Source organism: Cryomorpha ignava, assembly GCF_010686655.1.
Lineage (GTDB): Bacteria > Bacteroidota > Bacteroidia > Flavobacteriales_D > Cryomorphaceae > Cryomorpha > Cryomorpha ignava.
Map to the genome: position 1 here is coordinate 71,082 of NZ_JAAGVY010000012.1, position 23,360 is coordinate 94,441.

Annotated in this window: 20 protein-coding genes and 1 pseudogene; 15 read left to right on the plus strand and 6 right to left on the minus strand. The window is 39.2% G+C overall.

The genetic code is table 11. The features are described 5' to 3' along the window. Nucleotides 1–311: 311 nt before the first annotated feature. The 15 genes and pseudogenes from G3O08_RS21165 to G3O08_RS08690 all read left to right on the plus strand — a co-directional run. A pseudogene (locus G3O08_RS21165) lies at nucleotides 312–608 on the plus strand (PAAR domain-containing protein); the annotation flags it as partial. A 521-nt stretch (nucleotides 609–1,129) separates the two neighbouring features. Continuing rightward, nucleotides 1,130–2,332, plus strand: coding sequence for a hypothetical protein (locus tag G3O08_RS08625; RefSeq protein WP_163284916.1), 1,203 nt, complete (start codon nucleotides 1,130–1,132; stop codon nucleotides 2,330–2,332). Further along, nucleotides 2,329–2,934, plus strand: a complete 606-nt coding sequence (locus G3O08_RS08630; RefSeq protein ID WP_163284918.1) for a toxin-antitoxin system YwqK family antitoxin — start codon at nucleotides 2,329–2,331, stop codon at nucleotides 2,932–2,934. The genes G3O08_RS08625 and G3O08_RS08630 overlap by 4 nt, the downstream gene beginning before the upstream one ends. A 61-nt stretch (nucleotides 2,935–2,995) precedes the next feature. After that, nucleotides 2,996–3,388 (plus strand): hypothetical protein, encoded by a 393-nt coding sequence (locus G3O08_RS08635; protein WP_204336819.1) that lies wholly within the window; start codon nucleotides 2,996–2,998, stop codon nucleotides 3,386–3,388. A 200-nt stretch (nucleotides 3,389–3,588) separates the two neighbouring features. Continuing rightward, a complete protein-coding gene (locus tag G3O08_RS08640; protein ID WP_163284922.1) occupies nucleotides 3,589–4,254 on the plus strand; it encodes a DUF4123 domain-containing protein in 666 nt (221 codons plus the stop codon). A 516-nt stretch (nucleotides 4,255–4,770) separates the two neighbouring features. Next, complete coding sequence (locus G3O08_RS08645) at nucleotides 4,771–5,517, plus strand: LytR/AlgR family response regulator transcription factor (RefSeq protein WP_163284924.1); 747 nt, start codon at nucleotides 4,771–4,773, stop codon at nucleotides 5,515–5,517. Between the two features lie 18 nt (nucleotides 5,518–5,535). Next, nucleotides 5,536–8,034: an ATP-dependent Clp protease ATP-binding subunit gene (locus G3O08_RS08650; RefSeq protein WP_163284926.1), complete on the plus strand. Its 2,499-nt coding sequence runs from the start codon at nucleotides 5,536–5,538 to the stop codon at nucleotides 8,032–8,034. Next, a complete protein-coding gene (locus G3O08_RS08655; protein ID WP_163284928.1) occupies nucleotides 8,021–8,473 on the plus strand; it encodes a type VI secretion system contractile sheath small subunit in 453 nt (150 codons plus the stop codon). Before G3O08_RS08650 ends, G3O08_RS08655 begins: the two co-directional genes overlap by 14 nt. A gap of 27 nt (nucleotides 8,474–8,500) precedes the next feature. Further along, a complete protein-coding gene (locus tag G3O08_RS08660; RefSeq protein ID WP_163284930.1) occupies nucleotides 8,501–9,850 on the plus strand; it encodes a DUF5458 family protein in 1,350 nt (449 codons plus the stop codon). A 15-nt stretch (nucleotides 9,851–9,865) separates the two neighbouring features. Then, on the plus strand, nucleotides 9,866–11,728 hold the full coding sequence (locus tag G3O08_RS08665; protein WP_163284932.1) for a type VI secretion system Vgr family protein: 1,863 nt from the start codon (nucleotides 9,866–9,868) through the stop codon (nucleotides 11,726–11,728). A gap of 1 nt (nucleotide 11,729) precedes the next feature. Further along, nucleotides 11,730–12,179: a GPW/gp25 family protein gene (locus G3O08_RS08670; RefSeq protein ID WP_163284934.1), complete on the plus strand. Its 450-nt coding sequence runs from the start codon at nucleotides 11,730–11,732 to the stop codon at nucleotides 12,177–12,179. A gap of 4 nt (nucleotides 12,180–12,183) precedes the next feature. After that, nucleotides 12,184–13,998 (plus strand): type VI secretion system baseplate subunit TssF, encoded by a 1,815-nt coding sequence (locus G3O08_RS08675; RefSeq protein ID WP_163284936.1) that lies wholly within the window; start codon nucleotides 12,184–12,186, stop codon nucleotides 13,996–13,998. Next, nucleotides 13,991–14,917 carry a type VI secretion system baseplate subunit TssG gene (locus G3O08_RS08680; RefSeq protein ID WP_163284938.1) on the plus strand — a complete coding sequence of 309 codons (927 nt, stop codon included), beginning with the start codon at nucleotides 13,991–13,993 and terminating at the stop codon, nucleotides 14,915–14,917. Before G3O08_RS08675 ends, G3O08_RS08680 begins: the two co-directional genes overlap by 8 nt. Then, on the plus strand, nucleotides 14,914–15,834 hold the full coding sequence (locus tag G3O08_RS08685; RefSeq protein WP_163284940.1) for a TssN family type VI secretion system protein: 921 nt from the start codon (nucleotides 14,914–14,916) through the stop codon (nucleotides 15,832–15,834). The genes G3O08_RS08680 and G3O08_RS08685 overlap by 4 nt, the downstream gene beginning before the upstream one ends. Further along, the gene (locus G3O08_RS08690; RefSeq protein WP_163284942.1) at nucleotides 15,834–16,988 is read left to right on the plus strand and encodes a hypothetical protein; all 1,155 of its coding nucleotides are present in this window, start codon (nucleotides 15,834–15,836) and stop codon (nucleotides 16,986–16,988) included. The genes G3O08_RS08685 and G3O08_RS08690 overlap by 1 nt, the downstream gene beginning before the upstream one ends. Before the next feature lie 137 nt (nucleotides 16,989–17,125). Here the strand turns inward: G3O08_RS08690 and G3O08_RS08695 are convergent, their stop codons facing one another. The 6 genes from G3O08_RS08695 to G3O08_RS08720 form a co-directional block, all read right to left on the minus strand. Beyond that, the gene (locus G3O08_RS08695) at nucleotides 17,126–18,202 is read right to left on the minus strand and encodes a hypothetical protein (RefSeq protein ID WP_163284944.1); all 1,077 of its coding nucleotides are present in this window, start codon (nucleotides 18,200–18,202) and stop codon (nucleotides 17,126–17,128) included. A gap of 215 nt (nucleotides 18,203–18,417) precedes the next feature. Continuing rightward, nucleotides 18,418–18,813 carry a murein L,D-transpeptidase gene (locus tag G3O08_RS08700; RefSeq protein ID WP_163284946.1) on the minus strand — a complete coding sequence of 132 codons (396 nt, stop codon included), beginning with the start codon at nucleotides 18,811–18,813 and terminating at the stop codon, nucleotides 18,418–18,420. Between the two features lie 178 nt (nucleotides 18,814–18,991). Further along, nucleotides 18,992–19,597 (minus strand): helix-turn-helix domain-containing protein, encoded by a 606-nt coding sequence (locus G3O08_RS08705; RefSeq protein WP_163284948.1) that lies wholly within the window; start codon nucleotides 19,595–19,597, stop codon nucleotides 18,992–18,994. Between the two features lie 331 nt (nucleotides 19,598–19,928). Further along, a complete protein-coding gene (locus G3O08_RS08710) occupies nucleotides 19,929–20,330 on the minus strand; it encodes a response regulator transcription factor (RefSeq protein WP_163284950.1) in 402 nt (133 codons plus the stop codon). Nucleotides 20,331–20,719: 389 nt separating this feature from the next. After that, nucleotides 20,720–22,405: a dockerin type I domain-containing protein gene (locus G3O08_RS08715; RefSeq protein WP_163284952.1), complete on the minus strand. Its 1,686-nt coding sequence runs from the start codon at nucleotides 22,403–22,405 to the stop codon at nucleotides 20,720–20,722. A gap of 131 nt (nucleotides 22,406–22,536) precedes the next feature. Beyond that, on the minus strand, nucleotides 22,537–23,334 hold the full coding sequence (locus tag G3O08_RS08720) for a T9SS type A sorting domain-containing protein (protein WP_163284954.1): 798 nt from the start codon (nucleotides 23,332–23,334) through the stop codon (nucleotides 22,537–22,539). Between the last annotated feature and the right edge of the window lie 26 nt (nucleotides 23,335–23,360).

Here is a 23,360-nt window from a genome sequence, read left to right on the forward strand (position 1 = left end):
TTATTAAGGGATAAACAGCATGATTTTAAAGTAGTGCATTCATTCCGCAAGTGATCAAATATAGACGATGAAAAGATGAAAATTTTGGTTTAAAAGCCAAACACCCCAGAAATGACTACTAAATAGCCCTTTTAGAAATCTATCCCTTTAGCTCTAGCGAAATTTATTGGGAGAAGATGACTTGCAAGGTTATTAAAATAATAAAATCGGCCGATTTTTTGAATTAGTCATTTAATAGTCATTTTCTAATACCTGCCTTATTTTTAAAGGATAGTAGGCTTACATTTGGTTAAACCGATACTAACCACATTTTGTCAAAACCAGCCGCTCGCGTAGGAGATATGCATGTTTGCCCGATGGTAACTCCGGGCACACCACCCGTACCTCATGTCGGCGGGCCTATAATCGGGCCTGGAGTACCTACCGTGTTAATAGGCGGAATGCCAGCAGCCGTGATGGGTGATATGTGCGTGTGTACGGGGCCTCCCGATACTATTATTTTAGGCTCTGCAGGTGTATTTATTGGCGGCAAACCAGCAGCCCGAATGGGTGATAGCAACGCCCATGGAGGTACAATTGTGGTTGGTTGCCCTACAGTTCTTATTGGCGAATCATCAGGCGGAGGCGGCGGTGGAGGCGCTACGGCTAAAGTGCAGGTTTTAATTGACGCAATTGATAAGGTAAAAGGTGTTGAGAAATCAGTTTTGACTAAAATAAAAGTGGTTGCTTCTCAGATAGCAGCGGTAACGCAAGCATCTGATGAAGGCCTTCCTTTTTGCGAGTTGTGTGAAGCACCTGAAAGTGATCCGGATGATGAGCCTGCAGCAGATGAGAACGGTGCCGGATCTGAGGTGGCTCCCCAAGAGAACGACGAAATCGTAAAAAAGATTGCTAAAATTTATTTTACTGACGAGCATGGAAACAATATTTCCAAAGTAGAAGATGAAAAGAAAGTTATTCTGGTCATCGAGTCAGAAAATATATCAGGTGAAGAAGTCATTGTTAATCTTTATGATCATCCGGGCGACTTTACCTATCAAGGAAAGGAAATTGAGAACAATCAACTCACTATAGCCGTGAGTGGAGATAAACATAAAATTGAACTCGGAGTAAAACTGAATAATTAATTATGCCAAGTGTATTTCTAAAATCAGACACCAGTAAAACTGCAAGCACAGGCACGTTAAAACTGCCTAAACCTGAAGTTCACGTATATTTTAGACCTCATAGCGGTTATAACGGAGAGTTTGGTTTTGATTGGATGCGAACCGGTGATACAGGTCATAATGGTGACGACTGGTACAAGAATATTGTAGGTAGATACAGAGAGCCTTCAACTGGAGCACTTGAGCAAGTATATACAACAGGAGTTTTTACTAAAGGCAACTCAGATTACAGCAGTCTTACAAGAGAATATGAGCTCCTTAAACATCCTACCAGACCCAACGATTTCTACTCAGTAGCAATAGTAAATTTATTACCTGGAAAAGTAGCTAAATTTAGTCTGAAGGTGGAAGTTAAGAACGCTGTAAGTAAAATTGAATTCAAATTTGACTCTGCTTTTTTCAACCTAAATATAACCGAATTGGCTGAAACGTCAATTGGCAAACGGAGTTTAAAAAACCATTTGGAGGTGACATGTGTTCAAGAATTCAGCTCAGACCAAAAAATCGAAATTCTTGCTGACGGTCAGTTTGCAGGGAAACTGATTTTTAAAGCCAATGACAAAGCTAAGCGCTATACTGCAGATTTTGTGATGGTTAAAGTGTGGACAGATATTAATGCAACTGGCACACCCAATAAAGCGGCTCCATCGGGTAGAGAGGATGAATTAAAAAAATACCTCAATCAAGCATTTGTTAATCCCTCTCACATCTCAAAGAGTTTGAATTTATCTAATGATTCTACATTCAATACGAATTATTCTAGCGGCGGCAAAATTAAAAATGCAGGTAGCGATGCCCTTCTTGACCACATTATAAAAAAATTTGAAGACAAATATGGCGCAGCTAAATACAGCAAGCACTACAAACTTTTTTTCATAAACGAAGATGCCGGAGGGCTTTATGGCCGTTCATACGGAATTGGCGGTGCTAATCGTGCTGTTGTAGTTTACAAAAAAGGCTTTGCTGATAGTACTTTAGCTCACGAAACCCTTCATGCAATGGGTCTCTATCATAGTTTTGACAATGATGGCAAATTTACCTTTGAGAAAAACAAGACAGATAATATTATGGATTATTCAGACATTGCCGTTCCACCGCTTGATGTAATAAGCACGTGGCAATGGCAATGGCCGTTAATTCGTAAAAATTCAGTAAAAGAGAAATGAGAATTTTCTATTTATTCATTATCGTATTTCTTTCCATTGCATGCACGCATACAAGTGAAGGCCAAAACGACCTAAATGACAAAAAGCAAACACCTAAAATGGAAACGTTCAACATAAAAAAATTCGACCAAAACAAAGATGCTGATGAAACTTATCGCTTTGAGAGAGAAGACGGCGCTATTGTAACTCAATTTGGAGATTCAGAAAGTGGGTATTTCGACTACGCGCGTTTTCCAAACGAGCTTTTCGAAGATCGAAAAGGATACTACCCCGACGGAGTGCTTAAGATACACGGTTTGATGTATTACAACCAATTTCAAAAAGGTGTCTGGAAATATTATGACCACAACGGCAAATTAGAACGCACAATAGATTATGATGAACCCTTTAGTTATACTTGGGAAGATGTGCTGGAATTTTGTGATGAAAAAAAAATCAACCTATTAAAAAACACAACACGGATTTCGAGAAACACTATTGAAAACAAACCTAAATGGACTATCGAGTGGCAAATAGGTACTGCAGAATCACTTGAAATTACCATTGATGGAGAAAGTGGAGAAATAATTAATCAAACCACTATAGAACTTGACAAGGGTTAACCTAGCTGGAGTATAAAAAAACACCACCTGCGGACAATGTTAGTGTTGACCTTTAACAGTAATGCAGAGGCGCCTCGACAGACAAGCCAATACAAACTTCAAGACAATTAAAATGCTTATTAGAACAGCCCAAATAGAAGCTCTCGGTACTCCCAAGAAAGAAAAATTTATTGAGAAAACGATTGCTTTTCTAAAGGAAAACACACCAAAGTGGGCTGAATCTAAAACAGATGACCAAATAAGCGCAACGATTGAAAACATGATTGAACTGGGTAGAGAAAGAAATATCAAGAAAGAAATTAATATTCAGAAATTACTTTTCCATTGGATTAAATATGAACTAAAAACGCCTCCAAGCCCCGAAATAGATGCCGAGCTCATTCAAGAGAGCCGTAGTGAAAACTATCGGGTAAAATGCATGATAAAAGCTATTCGGAGAAATGGTGTCAGGTAATTTATTCGGGATAAATAGAATCAGAAATACTTTAGTCATGAAAGACCGACTACACAAAATTTAGCTCGAACAAATGCCCTCAAATAGAAAAGGGTCATTTAATAGTCATATTTGATTTCATTTCAATCATATTTTCTATCAATCAGTACATTTAGCTTAAATACACCTATCCAAAGACCAATCAAAGGCTGATAAAAACTTTGAATTCACCAAACTACATCCTCCTAGATTCTGCCCGCATGGACAGCGAAATGGCAACAGCGCGTGAGCTGAACCCAGAGCATACATGCCTTTATGAAGGCGATAGCGAGAAATTTTTGAGCGTAGTAGCACCTTGGCTTTTTGATTTTGATCCCAAATCTGACTTTGCCAACTGGATAGCGAAAAACGCCCCGACGAACGATTGGGGGATATTTTTACGATCTAGCGCAGAGCCAATCAAATTATATCGCCACTTGCGTAAGTTCCTAATAGTTTCTACGGAAGATGGACGCGAACTTTATTTTCGGTTTTACGACCCACGTGTACTCCGTGTTTTTCTTCCCACTTGCGACAGAGACCAGCTCAAAGAATTTTTTGGTCCCATAGAAGCATTTATCGCCGAAGATGAAAACGGGCTTCTGGTAGAATATGCTCTTAACGAAAATAAGCTCGAATTTTCTGACCTTAAAACGGATATGAAAGGAATATTTAAGGGAAGTGAAAAGTTAAAATTTGCCGCGTCTCAAATTCCGGAAGTGAATGAAGCGCCTACGAGCAATTCGGTAATAGAACCTTCAAAAACAGGAGTCGAAAAAAATCCGTTAGACGTTCAGAAACACGAAGATACTAAAGAGGATACATCCGGTTGGGATTTTGGGTATTAGTTGGTTTTCGGTTCTTTGTTTTTGGTCTTTGGTTTGAATGGAAACTTTAGTTCTGTCGTTTGATTTAAACATCAGCCACACATTTTCTTCCATTCTCAGATCAATCATTTGCCCCCGCAAAGTCTGTCTACGCTCTAGGACTTAATGGTACCAGCAGGCGAAAACAATCAAGGGAAATTTTTGGAAATAAATCTATTCATGAAACGAAATTGTGCTCTGACGCTGCGGTCAGCATGTTCCAAGGGTCCGGCAGCTACCCGCTCGGAGTTGCCAATGACGATTTTGGCTTTGAAGTAAAATGTCAAGATCTTTCCGATGGGGTGCGCAAGCGTTAAATGCCCTTCTCATCCGAAAACCCAACACCAAACACCAAGAACTAAAAACCGCGAAGCAAAGGGGTCATTTAGTAGTCATATTTGTAACACTTCACACTTCCGCATTATGTTACACTGTATATTCATAGTCTTGTTAAGATTTTAACCTAACCAACAACTGTGCAGACAACCAAACCAACCAATGAAAATAGCCCCAATTACATATTATATTGTAGAGAATGACGAAAACACCATTCGCCTGCTGGAGATGGAATTGAAGGCGTTTCCAGATAATTTTAAGTCGAAAGGCGTTTTCAGAGATTATAAAGAAGCGCATAACAGAATATATAGAGATGAGCCAAATCTGATCTTTATGAATATTGAGTTTCCCTTTTTTACGGGGGCTGAATTTTTCGGAAATACCTCATCAACAAAATGCGATTACGTGTTTTTGGCAAAAGACAATAATTACGTTTATCAAAATGTAAAAGCAAGCAAATTCGATTGCATTTTAAAACCGATTTCACAAATAGAGCTCAGACGCACATTAAAGCGCAAAGTTGAGGCGCGTGAAGCCGGACGCGTTGCAAACTTTGGTCACTACGTGCCCGCATCAACAGATTATAAATTCAAAAAAATACTTTTTCCTACTACCAATGGATATGTGTTTTTGAGTCCTGATGATATTATGTACTGTGAAGCAGATTTGGAATACACCAAAATTATTACGCACAATCATAAATATTTAATCTCTAAAAACCTCAAGCACTTTGACAATATGCTCAATAGTAAACGCTTTATTAGAGCGCATAAGTCATTCCTAATCAACATAGACCACATAAAGCAATACGTGCGGAGCGAAGGCGGTCATGTAATAATGAGCGATGATAAAATGGTGCCTATTGGCAGAAGCAAAAAACCTCAATTCGCCCACCTACTCGGGGTATAACCAAATAGAAATGAAAATATGAGCAACCAGAATTTAATGTTGACAAATGAAGTAAAAGAAGCACTCGATCAGAGCAAGAATATAGCTCGTGAGTATGGTCATGGCAACTTTTCAAGTCCGCATTTGCTACGCGCCATGATGCGTCGCGAAGCTGGTTTGGTAGCCTTTCTCGACACCATGGGCAAAGACGTTGGCTACATACGTGAGTGGGCAGATGTGCGCATTGAAGGTTATCCCAAGAGCTCTTTCCCGGTTTCTGAAATTGAGCAAGATAAAACCATTCACGCCGTTCTTCGTGAAGCAGATTTTGTAAGAATCAAACAAGGAAAAGAAGAGGTAGATGGACTTTCGCTACTCGCAGCTTTGGTTACGCCCGGCGTTGCTTTTAGCTTTGAGCAAATGCGCTCCTTTCCAATTTTGCGCGAAGAACTTCTCGATGTTTTAGAAAATGATGAAGCCGGAAATGGTAAACTCGGCCAAAATAATGTTGGAGAAAAAACCGGCCAAAAAAGTAACGATGGAGTAAATGAAACTATTTCAAAATTCTGCATTGATAAAACCGCATTGGCGAAAGCCGGAAAAATTGATCCTATTGTTGGGCGCGATCGTGAAACCAAAATGATAGCCGAAATATTAGGTCGCCGATCAAAACCAAACGTAATTATTGTAGGAGATCCCGGAGTTGGGAAAACAGCTCTTATAGAAGGATTGGCAAATGATATTGTAAACGGGAAAGTGCCAAAACACTTGGCAGGCTCTAAACTTTTAGAACTGGATCTTGGTGCACTCGTAGCAGGAGCATCGTATAAAGGCGAGATAGAAGACCGTATTAAAAAAGTACTCGCTGAATTAAAAGGCAGTGAAAAAATCACCCTTTTCATTGACGAAGTTCACGCATTGATGGATCCCAATCGCGGATTATCAGGGGTGGCAAACTTACTAAAACCCGAACTAGCTCGTGGCGAAATTACCGTAATTGGTGCAACCACTAACGACGAATTTCGCGAATTTCTGGAGCCGGAAGAGGCCTTCATGCGCCGCTTTGAAATGGTGCGTGTTGAAGAACCAAACGATCACGTTTGCCGCCAAATGCTCGATATTGTCGTTCCCTTTTACGAAAAACACCATGAAATAACGGTTGACAAGGATGCATCTACGGAAGCTATCAGACTTGCACGTAGATACCTAAAAGATAGAAGATTACCAGATGCAGCCATTGATCTTATAGACAGAACTATGGCCGCCATTAAAATGATGAATGATACGTCTGGTTCAGATATTCAACATTTACAAGAAAGATACGACACACTCATTGAAATTGAAGATCCAGAAAAAGATGAAGTAAAATATCTCTTGTACGAGTTTGAAAATCGGCTTAGTCCAATTTTGCTTGCCACGCTTACCGACGATCAGGATCCGAGTGCGCTCACAGAACCTCAAGAAATATTCGACTATATAAAACGTGGAATCAATGCGCTAAAAGACAAAGCAACAGAAGAAAAAACTGAAATTGCTAAAGAAGATATTGCCGCAATGGTAGCCTACAAAACAGGCATCCCGATGGGCAAGGTGCAGAGCAAGGAAAAAGAACGTCTGCTCAATATGGAAGAAACACTTAGAGACCGCGTTATCGGTCAAGACCATGCCATCAAAATTATTTCAGACGCCATCATGGAATCGCGATCCGGATTGACCAAGGCAGGCCAACCTATTGGTTCATTTTTCTTTTTAGGGCCAACTGGTACGGGTAAAACCGAATTAGCGAAAGCCTTGGCGCACTTCTTATTCGCCGATGAGCGCAGTCTTATTCGGTTTGATATGAGCGAGTTTAAAGAAGAACATTCTGCGGCATTGCTATACGGAGCACCTCCAGGTTACGTCGGCTATAAAGAAGGTGGATTGCTGGTAAATAAAATCAGGCAACAGCCCTACTCTATCGTTTTATTTGATGAAATCGAAAAAGCGCACCCCTCTGTTTTCGACCTGTTTTTGCAGATTCTCGATGAGGGAAAACTACATGACAGACTAGGGAAAGTGGGTGATTTTACAAATGCTGTTGTGCTCTTTACTTCAAATATCGGGAGCGGCCATATTATCGAAGAATTTGGAAAAGGAAATATCCCCGCTTCAAATGAGCTGATGGAAATAATGGCCGACTTTTTCAGACCGGAATTTTTAGCACGACTAACAGAGATTATTCCGTTTAGACCCATTAATGAAGATACGGTAGAGCGCATCTTTAACATACAGCTTTCGCACCTATTAAAAGCATTGCAAAAGCAACACATCTCAATCACCTTTACCGACGAAGCCAGGAAAAAACTGGCCATGGACGGGTTTACACCAAAATATGGTGCCAGACCGCTAAATGGAGTGATCAGGAATCAATTGCGCCGACCGATTTCGCGAATGATAATAGGCGAAGAATTGGCGAGCGGCGACGAAATACACATAGAATTAGAAAACGAAGAAATTAAATTTAATATTTTAAAAACTAAAGAACATGAGCCCACTTGAATATGGAATAGGCGGCACAGAACGCCCAACAGATGCTAGCGAAGCATTTGCAGATTTGCCCCAAAACAAAACACTTTTTGCGCAAAAGCTAACCCAAAACGACCCTATAAAACCAGAAGTGGTGAAGGGATTGACCAATGTAGATCAAGTATTTGAGCACTACAAACCCAATGCTGACGTATCGCTTAAAGGCGAAGAAGGTGAAGAGATAAAAGAGAATCTTAAATTTTCGAATATTGGCGATTTTGCTCCAAAAGGGCTTACCAACCAAAGCGAATTTATGCAGAATTTGATGCAAAAGAAAAGCGAAATGAACAGCATTGTAAAGCAATTGAGATCAAATAAAGTATTGAACTCAGCACTGCAAGATTCTGAAAGCAAAGCTGCTCTCGTAGATTCGCTAAAACAACTTATTCAAGAACTAGATCAAAACGCATAATAAAGCACACTATAAACTACAACAACTATGTCTGACGAGAAATTACAAAATAAGGAGCAGCTAAAATATCAGGATTTAGATACTGCCGTAGATGCTTTGGCAAAATATGGCGGATTTGATTTGATAGAAGCAACAGTAGATGGAACTCAAAATTTGAATCCAAATAGAAAAGCGCGGAAACAGATTTTCCTTACTGAATCGCACAATGCCAAGCACCGCAAGGAGCTTAAAAACAAGTTAGCGCTTTGGGTAGATATTTTGAGTCAATCTGATGATATTGCCCAAACAATTGAAACCTGCGAGGCAAAAGCTGTTCAGTACGACGCTCTATTTGGTGAAAACATGAAAACAGTTTTAGATCAAACCAATGCAATGGAGCAATCTTACCGTTCCCTGGGACTGTTTTTTGCCAATACAGAGAGTGATAAGCTGAAGAATGTTAACATCATGAATGCTTCTATGGAGCAACTTACAGATCTTGACAATCCCAAGTTTATCGATACGGTAAACGAGGAGCTCAAAGATTGCTTTGACCGTCTTGACCTGCGCGATAATTATGGACTCGTTGTAGTTCCGGGCTATTTGGGTTCTAATAAAGTAGTAGAAAAATGGGCAAAAATATGCCATTCCAACAAGGCAACACTGGTTACAGATTTCAGACATTTAGATAATCCGGATGATGTAATGGAGCTTTTTCAAGCCGAAAATCTAGCCGGTGGTGATGTGTATAAATCAAATGTAGTAATGGGCTGTAACTGGCTGGTTGGTCGCAAAAAAGCTGATGAATACGGTGAAGAAAATGATGTTCTCGTACCTCCTTCATCTGCCCTCGCGGGAAAAATCTACAGCTCGCTTATGTCGCAGGTTACTGCCGGTAAAAAGCACGGTGCGATGAATGAAGTTGATGGCGTATCATTTGACTTGAGAAAAAGTGAAATCGCTGAACTCGAAAAAATGGGATTAGTACCCATGGTAAATGAGTACGGAAAAGTACTTGCCTTCTCGGCCAAAACCCTTTTTAATGGAGATAATATCGGTCTTCAAACTTACTCTGTAGTTCGCGTTTTTGATTATATTTCAAAAGTATTGATGGATTTCCTAAACCGTCGCGCATTTGAAAATTTCAACTCTAAGACAGAGCGTGAAATCAGATCTCAAATTGTAAAATTTCTAGATAAAAACACGGGTCCGGGAAGGCTTATTGAAAAATTCAAAATCTTGCGTTTTGAAAAAGATAAAGATCAAAAAGATCGCGTTTTCCTAGATATTCACATGACTCCTTATTTCCCTGCTAAAAACTACGTTTTTAAATTGGACGGACAAAAAGGTGACGATCCAGATTCTGCAGATTGGAAAGCAGAATACGAACAAGAATAAAAACCTTATAAACCCATGGCCGAACATTTTAAAACAACCGTAATACTTGATGGCACAAAACTCCAGAGCATAAGTTCAATCAATTTAAATCAAGTCATTTTTGACCATCATAATTTTGATGTGCAATTACCCTTGAGCAGCCTTGTGAATTTTGCAAATGATGAAGACCCATTTCCAGCCCTCAAAAAGTGTATTGGTCGTGCCATAGAAATAACCATTGGTACGGCTACAGATGCTGATCGTGACGGACAAAACGACCAATCGGTTTTTAAGGGAATTGTTACAAACGTAAATATAATAGGTCATCGCTGGGAGCACGCTATGGTAAGTGTTACTGGCAGTAGTCCCACCATATTGATGGATGGAATTAAAGACTCTAAGGCTTACAGCCAGAAAGGGATAAAGCAAATTTACAGCGATTGTGTAATCAAGCATCTTTCAAGCGAAATAAAAATGGAAGACAATCTCACGCAAACCGATAATTTGATGTACACAGTGCAGCACAACGAAAGCGATTTTGACTTTATAAAACGGCTGTGCTATCAATATGGTGAATGGTGTTATTATGATGGCTCAAACTTTTGCCTGGGATTAAAACCGTCTCAGAACACGATTGTGCTAAAACAAAATCGAATTTTGCACCTCGATTACAACTATTCTTTGGCGCCCTCACGACCTACGGTAAATTTTCGAAACTATAAAAAACATGAGGTTGAACAAATAAAGCCAAAAAAAACAAGGTATACAGATGATATTGCGAGCCACGCGCTTTCTGAAGCATCAAATGTTTTTACGGGCTCTGAAGCATCAAATGTTTTTTATCCTTCTTCACTTTCAGGTGATGGACTCCAAAACGAAAAAAAACAAATTCAACATCAGTTAGACATGGCAGAGAGTTCAGCTATGGCCAGCTTACTCGTTGTAAATTGCCAAAGTGATGTGGCTGGAATTACTGTTGGTTCAACAATTAAAATAGAACATCCACACCACAGTGGTGAATTTACTGTGACCAGTATATCGCATAGTGCTTTTGGAGCAAAATCATATTCAAACCATTTTCTTGCTATTCCAAAAGACGCCTTATTTCCTACCGGTTTGAATATTGCATTTCCTGAAGTTCGTGAATGCTCTGCCATCGTTTCCGACAATAAAGATCCAGAAAAACTGGGACGCATAAAAGTGCTATTTGACTGGAGTTCAGATGTACAATCTCCTTGGCTTCGCATGGTTATGCCACATACAGGAGATAACCGTGGGTTTTATTTTGTACCCGAAGAAGGCGATGAAGTAATGGTAGGTTTTGAAATGGGAAATCCTGATTACCCTTTTGTGTTGGGTTCACTCTATAATGGAAAGAATAATTTTGGTAAAAGAGCTAAAGACAACAACAACTTAAAATCAATAAAAACCAAAAGCGGAAATGAGATTTTATTTGATGATGGTGGCCAAATCATAATAAGAAATAATCACAATAGTCTTGAGTTAATATGTGCCGAAGATGGTAAAATTGTTATCAAGACGGATGGTGACATGGAATTTACTACTGGCAAAAAAATGGCCCTTAATGTTGGTACGAATTTGGAAATCTCCGTCGGCGAAAACGTGGTTTTTAAGGTTGGCGGAAATACCGAGATAAATTCAGGTGACAACTTAAACATTGGTGCTGGTTCAGACCTCAAAATGACAGCTGATGGCAAATGTGAACTTTCAAGTGGTAAGGATTTGGAATTATCTTCTGGCGCCAACCTATTAGCCTCTGGAAGTATGAAACTTGATTTACAAGCGGGAACTGAAGCCATTGTCAAAGGTGGAGCAACAACATTGGTTGAAAGTGCCGCATTAACGACAATAAAAGGTGCAATTGTACAAATAAACTGATATGGCGGAGATTTTAGAAAGCTATAGGCTGCCCCTAGATACTACGGCATTTTTAAAGGATAAGATATTGCCTAAGTGCGCCATTGAAGATAGCATTGCCGGGCAAATTAGACTTTTGCTGCTTACATCGTTTGATGAATGTAGCTTCGATCCTGAATTTGGCTGTGAAATATGGGAGCACGAGTTTGAGCATTCGCAAATAAGCAAAATTTGGATTGACCGAATGTCGCTTCAAATGACCACACTACTGCAAAAATATGAGCAGCGCCTTATGAATATTGTAATAAAAGCTCAAATAACCGAAAAGGAATTTAAAAGCGATAATACCAACCAAAGTACCGTGCGCTTGCAAAAATGCCTTACTATTAATCTCAATGCCAACTTAACTTCAACCAACGAACCTTTTTATTTTAAGGACAGTATTTTCATTAGCCCATTTTCAACAGATTAAAAGTATGCTACAGCACGATTTCAGTGAAGCCGAGGTTTATAAACGAATGCAAAAAGTTGCATTGGAAGTATGGAATATCCGCGAGTCAGAAATTAATTCCATAGACCCGCTTGTGCGTCTACTGATGAAAGGCGTGGCAAAAGAAGTTGAAAAGGTTGGAAACGAGTTACAAAATTCAGAAGCCAGAATTCTTAAACGCATTGCGCGACAGCTCATGCCAGATCAGCTACAGACAGCCATTCCCGCGCATAGTATTCTGCAATTCCAACCTTCAGAAAATGTGGAAATATCGCGCTATGACCACTTTACTTTTGAGAAAAAATGGCAAAACAAAGCGAAGTTTAATCGCGTAGAAAACCGCACTTTAAATTTTACCCCTGCCGGGACATTCCCAACTAATACCGGGAAAATACTTTTTAGACTGGAGCAGAAAAAAGGGTACAGTGTACAAACACTTAATAAAACGCTCCTGCGCGGAATAGACACCGCAACCCATGGTAATGAAATAATTCTAGGAATTGAAAATATATCCGCCGGCGATTTTTATTTGTATTTTGATTGGCTTTCTGAAAAATCAAAAAAGATACTGTTCAACTCTCTCTCCAAAGTAAATATGACTCTGCTAAATGGCAAAAAAGTAACTACAAATTGGGGATTAAGCGCCAAAGAAAATAAGCGTGATTATTTTGATGAAAAATTCAATGCACTTCTGAAAATTGAGCGCACTGTAATGGGCTTTTACCAAAATCAGTTTATAAAATTATCCCTTTCGAAAGAACAAATTATAGAAGCCGGTAAAACAGAAAATTCAGCTTTTGAAGGTCTTCAAGAACAGCTCGGTCTCGATGAAAAATCAAAAATTACTTGGATAAAAATTTTATTTCCACCAGAGATTGATACGAAGCAACTTCATGAAGTAACTATCCAAATAAATTGTTTCCCGGTACTTAATCGCAAGCTTTGCAGACAAGTGTTTAGGCTGCAACCTGAATTAAATATTCGGAAATTTGAATTTGAAGGTCATTTTTTAAGCGTGGAACGGGTAGAAACTAGTCGCGGCGAAATTTACACTGAGCAAGATTCACTACGTCTCGATGAAGCACTAAAAGGCACTTATACGGTAAGAACCGGAAGCGTAGGCAGAATAGATGAACGCGATGGCCATGGCTATCTCAAGTATTTATTAGATTTAATCCGTGAAGAAAAACAGGCTTTTACTTCTGCAAATGTGAGCTCGACAATTGAAGACCTCAATACCGTAGAGCAGACCATTGAAAAAATAGAGAAACGGATTTCGTTTACAGGCGCATCCGGTTCAGAACCTTACATTATGGTTACGCCGATCAAAAATCATGAGAATATTTATGTTCACTTCTGGTCAACTGATGGTGACTTTGCAAATGCTATAAATACCAATAGCAGTCTAGAATGTAAAACTATAGGACTGTCTGAAAATGGGCAAGCCGTATTAGTTTTGAATAGTGTGGGTGGTGCCGATGGCCTTATGGACGCAGAATTAATTAGAAATTATAAGAATGCTATTCTAGCCAAAGAAAGTGTTGTAACCATTGCCGATATAAAAAGTCTATGCTACGCCCTTGGCGGAAATGACATTGCATCAATTGAAGTTCGAAAAGAAATTGCTGAATCAAGCCAACCCAAAATCGGCTTAATTCAGCAGCTGAATATCTACATCACCTTTAGAAATTCTTTGGAAGATGATGCTCTAAAAGATTATATTATTCAAAGGTTTGAAGCAGAAATAGAAGCGAAATCTAACTTTAGCATGCCTTTACAAATTTTTATTTTAAATGATTAAGCGAGCTGACATACAAGAACCTAAATACGGCGATATAAAAGCAGAAGCTTATATGGTTGAAGCTGATTATACTGGCTTACTTGATGATAAAAAGCTACTTTATGTAAATGGTGGTTTTAAGCGCAATTTTAGAAACGACATTGAAAAAACGCACCCTGCAGATCAAAACAGCTTTAAGATAGAACGCGACATTGTTGAGTTGAATAGAAATGGAATCTACGATGGATTTCCCGAGCTTCTATTTCACAAATCAAAAAAATCAAAGCAGTTTAAATCGATAAAAGATATACGAGAAGATCATATTTACAATAATGAAATAGAAGAAAACACACGTCGGTTTTTTTGGCCTTTAGACCATTATTTGGTGAAGATGAAATGCCACATCTATGCCCACGAAACGGGCAAAAATTCGGTAGATCGCATAAGTGCTTCTAAAAGCCTTCAGCGATTTTGGGGAATTCCTCCTATATTTGAAAAGTGGCAAGTGGCTATGCTTTGCAAAGTAATGCCTTATGCAAAAGAAATTTCAATGAACGTAGCATGGATACAGCAGACTTTTAATATGATTTTGGGAATAAATGTTTCTATTAAAAAGGTATTGAAATCTGTAGAATATCCCATTAAAAATGGCGGACGAATTATGGGAAATTCCTTTTTAGGAAATAATACTACCATTGGCTCAAACTTGAGAATTACAAAATATCAAATAAATATTGAGCTGGGGCCAATAGGTAAATCCACGGCAAATTCTTTTTCATTGGGCGAAAAAAGCAACAAAGCACTTGATTTTATTATTGAAACATTCGTGCCGCTCGATTTTACTGTCGAAAAAACAATTATACTAGAAGCAGACACCGCTATTTCATTTGAAAAAGACCCCAATCAGAGAAGTATTCTCGGACTAACAAGTACATTATGAGCGACCCAACAGCAGGAATGAGAAGCGGCTACGCAGAATCGCAAGGTATAAAACGCACAAGCAAAGCAAAATTTGGCCAAGCCAAAGGTATTCAAGCTAAGGTTAATAAGGCCGTGGTGATGCACTTTCTATTGTTTCTTCTGATAGGGATCTTAATGGGGTTAGCAGTTTTTATACCATTTTACACAACCTCATCATATTCCGTACTTAAAACCCTATTCATTGGTTTTTTTGTCCTTGGTCTTCTTCTAGGCCATTGGCACAAAACGCGTATGCTCAAAAAAATTGATTGGGCACCTTCAGGTAAATTCTTTCCACGATTTTTTTTAAGCCTTGCTGTTTATCTGGCAGTTTTTAGTGGGATTTTACTCATGTTAATGGTGCTACCAAAAATAATACCCTCATACGTATCTGAAACCAATTTTTCAATTTCAGCTCTTTTAGCTGCGAGTACGATATCAATTTTACTTCCATTTCTAATTAATGAAGCTTTTGAGTACGCTGCAGAAATTGAAAGTAAGGAATATAAATATTGGGAGTTTCCGCAAAATTATATAGAAAAACAACCTACCTGGAATAGAGACAGAGTAATCTATTCAAATCTTAACTTTCGTAGAAAAGAGAATGAGAATTTTGTAACTACCGTAAAAGTAAAACTTCCAAAAGAAGCCAATTTTGGTGAACTCATCTATCTTTTTATGCGCGATTATAACGAGAATAGAAGTCCCGAAAATCCCATTGGCGAACTCACACCCCAGCAAGGTACGCTGGGATGGTTTTTTAAAACAGAAAACAGTGGCATTACGAAGGTCTTAAAAAAGAAAAGATTTATTGACACAGAGCTTACAGTAGAAGATAACGGAATACAAGAAGATTGCCACATTTATTTTGAACGCATTCAAAATCAAGATTATTAATGTTTGACCCAATAAAATATGGATATGTGAACTGGGCAGATGGGATGAAAATCTCTCAGGCTCATTTTCACCAATTGCAATCTGCAATTGAAGCACGCGTTAAAGATAGCAGAGCAACCGGGCTCCGAAATGATAATTTTGGATTAATCCCTTCCGGTGCCAATGCAAAGAATGCTTTAGACTTCGATTTTAGGGTTGACGATACTGCCAATTTAAAGATTAAGGTAAGGCAATGCCGAGCTATAAGTCCTGCAGGTGATAGAATAGAAATTATTGCGAATTCATCCAATTCGAGTCATCAGAACTTTGAGAAAACGGTAAAGCTTGATAAGGCCATCTTAGAAACAAACGGCGATTTTTATATCACTTTGCGTGCAAATAGCGATGAGCCGCATCTGTATGGCGAGCCTGATCAGGAAGAATCGCCAGCCAGAATGCCTTATTTTGAACGGGCATTAGATGTGGAAATCGTACAGGTGAATGGCGTGAATAAAAATGTGTTTAAAAACAGTGCAGTCATAGCACGATTTAGCGTTGAAAATGGTGAAATAACCGAAGATGTAAATTACATCCCTCCATGTGCTGCTATGGCTAGCCACCGCGACTTGAGTGAATTTGCATTCAAATACGCACAGTTTCTCGGCGATTTGGAAACCGACTTATTTAAAATAAACAAAAATGTAAGCAGCAAAGATCAGCTTACAAATTTAGCGCAATCGGTAGCCGACTTAACGCGAAATGTAATTCAAAGCATTCAACAAGAGATCGATTTTATCCGGATGTTTTCAGAGTATTCAACGCCTTCGTTATTCATGTTGAATGCAAAAAAAATAGCACGGGCATTTAAGAATGCCATTGAGCTAAATAGCAATGATAAAAAAGAAGAGCTTCTGAATTATGTTCAAGAAGTAATTGATATAAGTCCTGGAGAATATACGGCGATTAACGCTCGGGTATTAGATTTGGAATACGACCATTATAATGTTCGGGATGCCTTACAGGTAATCCTGCAATTTTGCAAAATAAATGGCAAGCTTATCAGCGAATGGGGTAACTTGGATTACATTGGAAAGAAGAAAAAGACCGGTATTTTTGTAGGCGAAGTCAAAAAAGACACAGAAGTAACTAAGGAGCGTAAGAAGTGGGATTTTTAGCCTACCACAAATTGTCAAAACTGACATAGTAATGATATATTTCACGCAAACTGATTATATGTAATCGTATGGTATGATTTAAGTCCTCAATCTGGGAAGTTCGTTGCTTACGGCGAGCTTTTTCCGACCCATGAAGCTTACCTGAGAGAGGACCGCCCTTGAGTGTCAGTGACCCCACTAAAATGGATTGGGCGAAATCCGTTAAACTTTAACAGACAAATCTCTTCCCGCAAAAAGACCGCGTCACGGAAGTGCTGGTAATGTCTGAGAGATTCTCGTCCAAGACTACCTCCACCGGTTGCTCCACTGCGCATCGCCCATTGGTACAATTCCCGCTCCAGGCCGTGCAAAACATTCTTGGCAGCTTCGGCTTCTTTCATCACCTCAACAATGGCTCGATGCACATCTGATGGTGTAAACATCATATTCTGGAATTTATTACCCATCCGGGTGTGCATATCCCGCGAACCAAAAAGCGCTTCCATGGCACGGTAACTGGGAGTGTATTGCCCCCAGGGCCTACCGTCCGGCACTCCCATACCTCTACTTCGGCGAGGAGAAGTGTTAAATCGTACGTAAAGGTCAGGCACCAACATTCGAAGGGCGGTGGTTGAGGGAGTCCACAAATCGTTAAATCGGAAGTCGCGGGGCAGTCTTAGGCTGCGGTACTTCATCCGAATGTATTCGCGCCCTATAATTTCCACTTGTGCGGGGGTCAATCGTCCAGCGGGGTTGGCTCTGATCAACACGGCGCGGCTTAAAGCATAGCCTTCCCCTTCTTCGTTTACTGGAATAATCATTTGGTCACTAGCTCGCCTTAAGATCACCGAGTTGGCTCCCAGGGCGGAGGCTGTGACCATCCGGTTTAAAAAAACGTTATCAAAGCGGTCAAACTGCCCTTGCCTCTGAAGTGATTCTATTTGGTTGATTATTCTTTGCCTCACCTCCACAGACCTACGAGCCGATAAGGTAAGGTTGGTGCGCTGCCTGCCGCTCTCGCTTGCCACTCCAATAACTTCAATGCATCGAGCGCGATGCAGTTGCTGGGTTAGAAACACACTAAAGTCGGTACTCTCGATGAATTCTTGATGTTTCGGTTTGGGTTGATCTCCGCCGATGTCAAAGTTATAAAGCAGATACATCGGACCTGGGTCTTCGTGAAACATCCCCTCTGGATTGCGGGTCGCCCAATCTCTTTCTACGGTAGCTGCCATGGGACTTAAATTAGTTCGTTCTAGTAAAAGTATTCATGCCCCTCATAACGGATGGCTCTGTAGTTCGTCTATCTAACACGACATCTCTTTATTTGAAACCCATCCGAAGCAAGTTCTAACCTAGAACCATTCAAATCAAAAAGTGAAACTCGTGGCATAATTCAACCCGGATTAATAATCTTTAGTTTTAAAAGAATAAATACTCAAATCCATTATTATGTAACCGCTTCAGCCTTTGCATCTTCCACAACCACCAAATAATTAGGTCGGTTATTCAACGATGCTGTCAACCAGGCTTTCCAAAACATCTCTGCTGCCTGACCTTGAATGCCTATGCAACCTTCTGTTCCTTTCTGGCCGCCATCTGGATGAATTCCCAAACCAAATCTGTTTGAATCAAAAAGCGGACTCAGCGGAATAAACCACCCTTGATTAGATCCTGAACTTTGAAACCCGACCTTATTCAAAATATTAGAAACCACTTTCTTGGTTTCAATTCTATATTTTCCTGTTTCAAGCGTACCATTCCTAAATGGCCCACTGATCGCGCGGTAAGACCTACCATTCCAGGTAAGATATCCGCGTTTAATATCGTAGATTAAATTTGACATAATATTGCATTAAATTTGTAAATCCTCTTCAGATTTCCGGCGAAATTAGGTCGATTTCAATATTGGTAGAGCAAAACTGAAGTTGATCTCAATATGAAAATACCGGAAACCTCTCTAAGGTACAGGAAAATTGACTCCATGATGAGAAATGGCGCAAAACTGACTAATAATTGATCACTCAAACCGCTTTATCACAGTACTCTAACGACCATTTTAGAAATCTGGAATAATCTTGATTTTCTTTAAAATCCAGTTTCTTTTTTATATTTTTTCTGTGATTCTTTACTGTATTGGTGGAGATAAATAGTTTACTAGCAATTTCATTAGAAGTATTGCCTTTTGAAACTTCGTGCAATACCCTCTGCTCTCTTAGGCTTAAATTGTGATAAAGATTCTCGAAATCATCTTTGCTTTCTTGCAGCTCTATCTCATCTGTTCTTGAGAACCCAGTAATTAGATCTTTTAAACCAATTAAATAAAACTTTCGTTTGCCAATAACATTTGAAACAGAAAGCAAAAGAGCTTTCACCATTAGTCGAGCTGCGTCATCGTAGATCTTCACACATTCTATAGAGACATCGCTGATGGAAGAAAAGGACAATTCAATAGCTTCATGCTCCAGCCCTTTTAATAAGCTTAAATGAGAGGCCTCATCAATCAGATTAGACTGGTTGGTTTCAGAATTACCATCCGCTTCTACACCAAACCGGCCGGTGGGTGAGGGGGAAATTCTATTAAACTGATAAGAATTTTTATCGGTTCTTTCAAGTTGGATACTTCTCATTTTCGGTTGTTTTTTGGTTATCACTAAATTAGACATATTTTCTGGTTATATAATAACTAGAAGTAGTCATATTGTGACTATTTTACTACCTAAGGATTTCTATGCAAACTATCATTTTACTTCGTATAACCTTCTACGGGTATTATGATTTTTCGCATTCAACACTGTCATAACAAGCTTCCGCGGTCTATGAACCTAGGCCGGCCCCCTGCTGAATTTTTTAAATGAAGATGGATTTAATGCAGTTGATCTTTAATGCAAAAAGCGAATCAGTTGCACTAACTTTCTAAACTGAGTGGTATTGAAAATAGAGAACAACGGGAGACTGAGATCACTTGATATTCAGAAAAACCCATCTTAGAAATTTGGAATACTCAATTGTATCGATCAGATTCAATTTCGTTTTGATATTTCTGCGGTGATTCTTTACCGTATTTACAGAAATGTATAGCTCCTCGGAAATTTCTATAGATGTAGCACCCTTTGCAACACTAATTAGTATCTCCTGCTCTCGTTTTGTAAGATTGTGAAAGAGACTCTCAAAATTTATTTCATTGCCGTTTTGATCCGACTTCGCACTCTGTATTAGCTTATCAAGCTCAAAAAAGTGAACTTCTGACCTCTCATTGAGTTCTCTATTCACTATTAATTTAATGACTTTTATAGGTCTGGCCTCTGTATCTGACCAAAGAGTTACCAATTCTAATTTTATATTCGGCTTGAAATCATCCATAAAACTGCTTCGAAGCCATGACAAACTGGTACATATTAAGGAGCTAAGTCGAAAAGCGAAGTTTAGTTAATGGCAAACCTTACCCGGCAACTATAACATGGAGCTATCTCAGTGATCGCTTAAACCAGACACATGGTAATTTCACGCAATTTATGGCAATTCAGGTATGCTTTAAATAACCACTGGTAGTCAAAGAGTGGTTATAAAATAGGGTAATATGCTTTCTGCTCCTTGTTATTCTCCTTCTCCAAATAAAAGCAACCTGTGAATTGTATAAAATTTTGATATTCAATAATAAAAAAAGACCCAATTAATTATGCCAAAGCCAATTAATTGGGTCTTAAAATTAATCTATTCGGATAATACCGAACTGATATTCCTGAAATAGCTTATGGGTTTACCGTATCTCCCACCATTCCAAAACCGCTATTCAAAATAGAAACATCAATAACATTGATACTTCCATCACAATTATAATCGGCAATAAAATTAAAACTAGGGCTTGATTCTGTAGATCCAAAAGCAGCGCTCATAGTTGAAACATCAAATACATTCACGGAATTACTTTCATTTAGATCACCTGCTATTATATGTCCAAAATCGATGGTATTCACTCCTGAAGAAATAACTTGTGCTGGAAGCATTTTCGCCAAATAGCCTTCAACTTTGATCAATACATTGTAAGTACCCGTTAGGAAATCAGGACTGGTAAAATTACCATTGGCATCAATCATGGTGTAGAAAGTTTCATTTAGATGCGGTTCATCAACACCATAAATCTCTATAGTGATACTTCTTGAGCCACAGTCTACATTCCAATCTACACTTCCATCAATATTTCCAACCGGAAGTGTTAAGCAAGAACAATCCGAACCGTACACTCCAGCAATCCCTTCGATATCGCATGGAGTACCTGGTAAAGCCCCTCCATTTACAACACCTTCACAATCTGTACACGATTGGTCTGGTATTACGCCTGTATCGCCACCTGAACAAACACCGCAATCATCAATAGATGCTGTTCCGTTTACTACACCTGCACAGTCAAGGCAAGTTGTGTTGTCATTTACTGGGTCGCTGTCGCAAACTCCGCAATCATCTAAAGTAGAAGTTCCATTTATTACCCCTGCACAATCAAGGCACGTTGTATTATCATTAGCCGGATCGCTGTCGCAAACTCCGCAATCATCTAAAGTAGAAGTTCCATTTATTACCCCTGCACAATCAAGGCACGTTGTATTATCATTAGCCGGATCGCTGTCGCAGACTCCACAATCATCTAAAGTAGAAGTTCCATTTATTACCCCAGCACAATCAAGACAAGTAGTGTTGTCATTTGCTGGGTCGCTGTCGCAGACACCACAATCATCTAAAGTGGCAGTTCCATTTACTACCCCTGCACAATCAAGGCAAGTTGTGTTGTCATTTGCTGGGTCGCTGTCGCAAACACCGCAATCATCTAAAGTGGCAGTTCCATCAGGTACACCAGCACAATCATAAACTTCACAGTCGCAGTTAACGTATTCACCAATATCGGATCCTATCTGACAAGGATCGCCATTGTTCACACTTAATGCAGGACAATCATAGCCAGTAATATTAATTTGAATTGGTTCTGTAGTTCCTGTTACATCTTCACCCCCATAGGCCAGCAAGGTTCGTTTAACTCCAATGGTAACATGCTCCATTAAAGAGTTTCCTCCTCCTATCGCGGTACACTCTATTATTAATTGATCGAACAGAGTAGTAGCAGGTGAAAAACCAAAGCCTCCACGCCCCCAATTACCATTAACATTGTCAAGTTCGGGTGGGAAAGTCTGGATATTCAATGAACTTCCCGATGCGTACGCAGTATTGTTCACTTGCACCTTTGCAGGGTCGAAGGTCATAAAGATATCTGCCACAGTCACAAACGCATCTTGCGCATCTAGTTGTATGATGATGGTAAAATCATCTCCCAAATTAACATTCACCACATTAGGTGCACCCAAAACATCTACCAAAGGGTATGGTCCCTGAGCCTGAGATGAAAGAAACCCTAGAATAAAAACCAATAGTAATATCGGTCTAGCCATTAGTTGGCTTATCTGATTTTTTTTCCTTTTCCCGCTTGGGTCTGGTTTTAATTCCGTCGTTTCACTACTAGCCTTTTTCATTATCTTTCCTGTTCTTAAAGTCATTTCAGCTTAAAACTATAATCACCTCATTAGTGGGCAACTACTATCGCCTTTGTAAATAATGTTTCACCTGTTCTTAGCACGCATTGGTAAGAACCACTCGCTAATTCACTTACCTCTACTTCAAATTTATACTCTGTTTCCGTTGCAGCATTTCCATTAAAAAGTTCTTTAATCAATTTGCCGTTTAGGTCAAAAACACTTAGCACCACTTGTTTTGCCTCTTGTAATCTAAATGAAACAAATGCCACATCAGAACTTGGATTTGGCCATACCGATAAATCCATTCCTTCAACTTTATTTATATCATCAATTCCCACTGTGCCACTTTCAGTAATGGTAACTTTCAAGTCGTCAGCATTTTCCAGTATATCTGTACCTCCATAGGCCAGCAATGACTTAGGGAACACATCCATCGGGTGGTATACTTTCGTTAACCCAGTAGGTGCAAGTGCTAAAAATGTGATTTGAACTACTTCAAAATTGCCCGATGGAGTTTGCTTTCCGATTTGAAATGCAGCCATATCCACTTTTCCAAGCGAGTTATCGAAATTCGGTACAACATGATAACTGAAAAACCCTTCATCTAGTGATTCAAGACCTATTACCTGCAAGTATTCTGTTTCGTATTGCAAATGAATATCAAAAACTGATACAGGCATTTCATTCGTATTAAAAAGCACTTTTACATGAAATGTATCGCCTTCCTGAACGGTGATCTCATTTGCATTAAACTTCATCTCTGCCGATTGTGCCGTGGCATACCCGGAAATTCCGAGTATGGCAATCAGCATCATTATCATTTGAGTTCTATATGTGATTTTCATGATTTTCATTTTATTGATTATTAAAT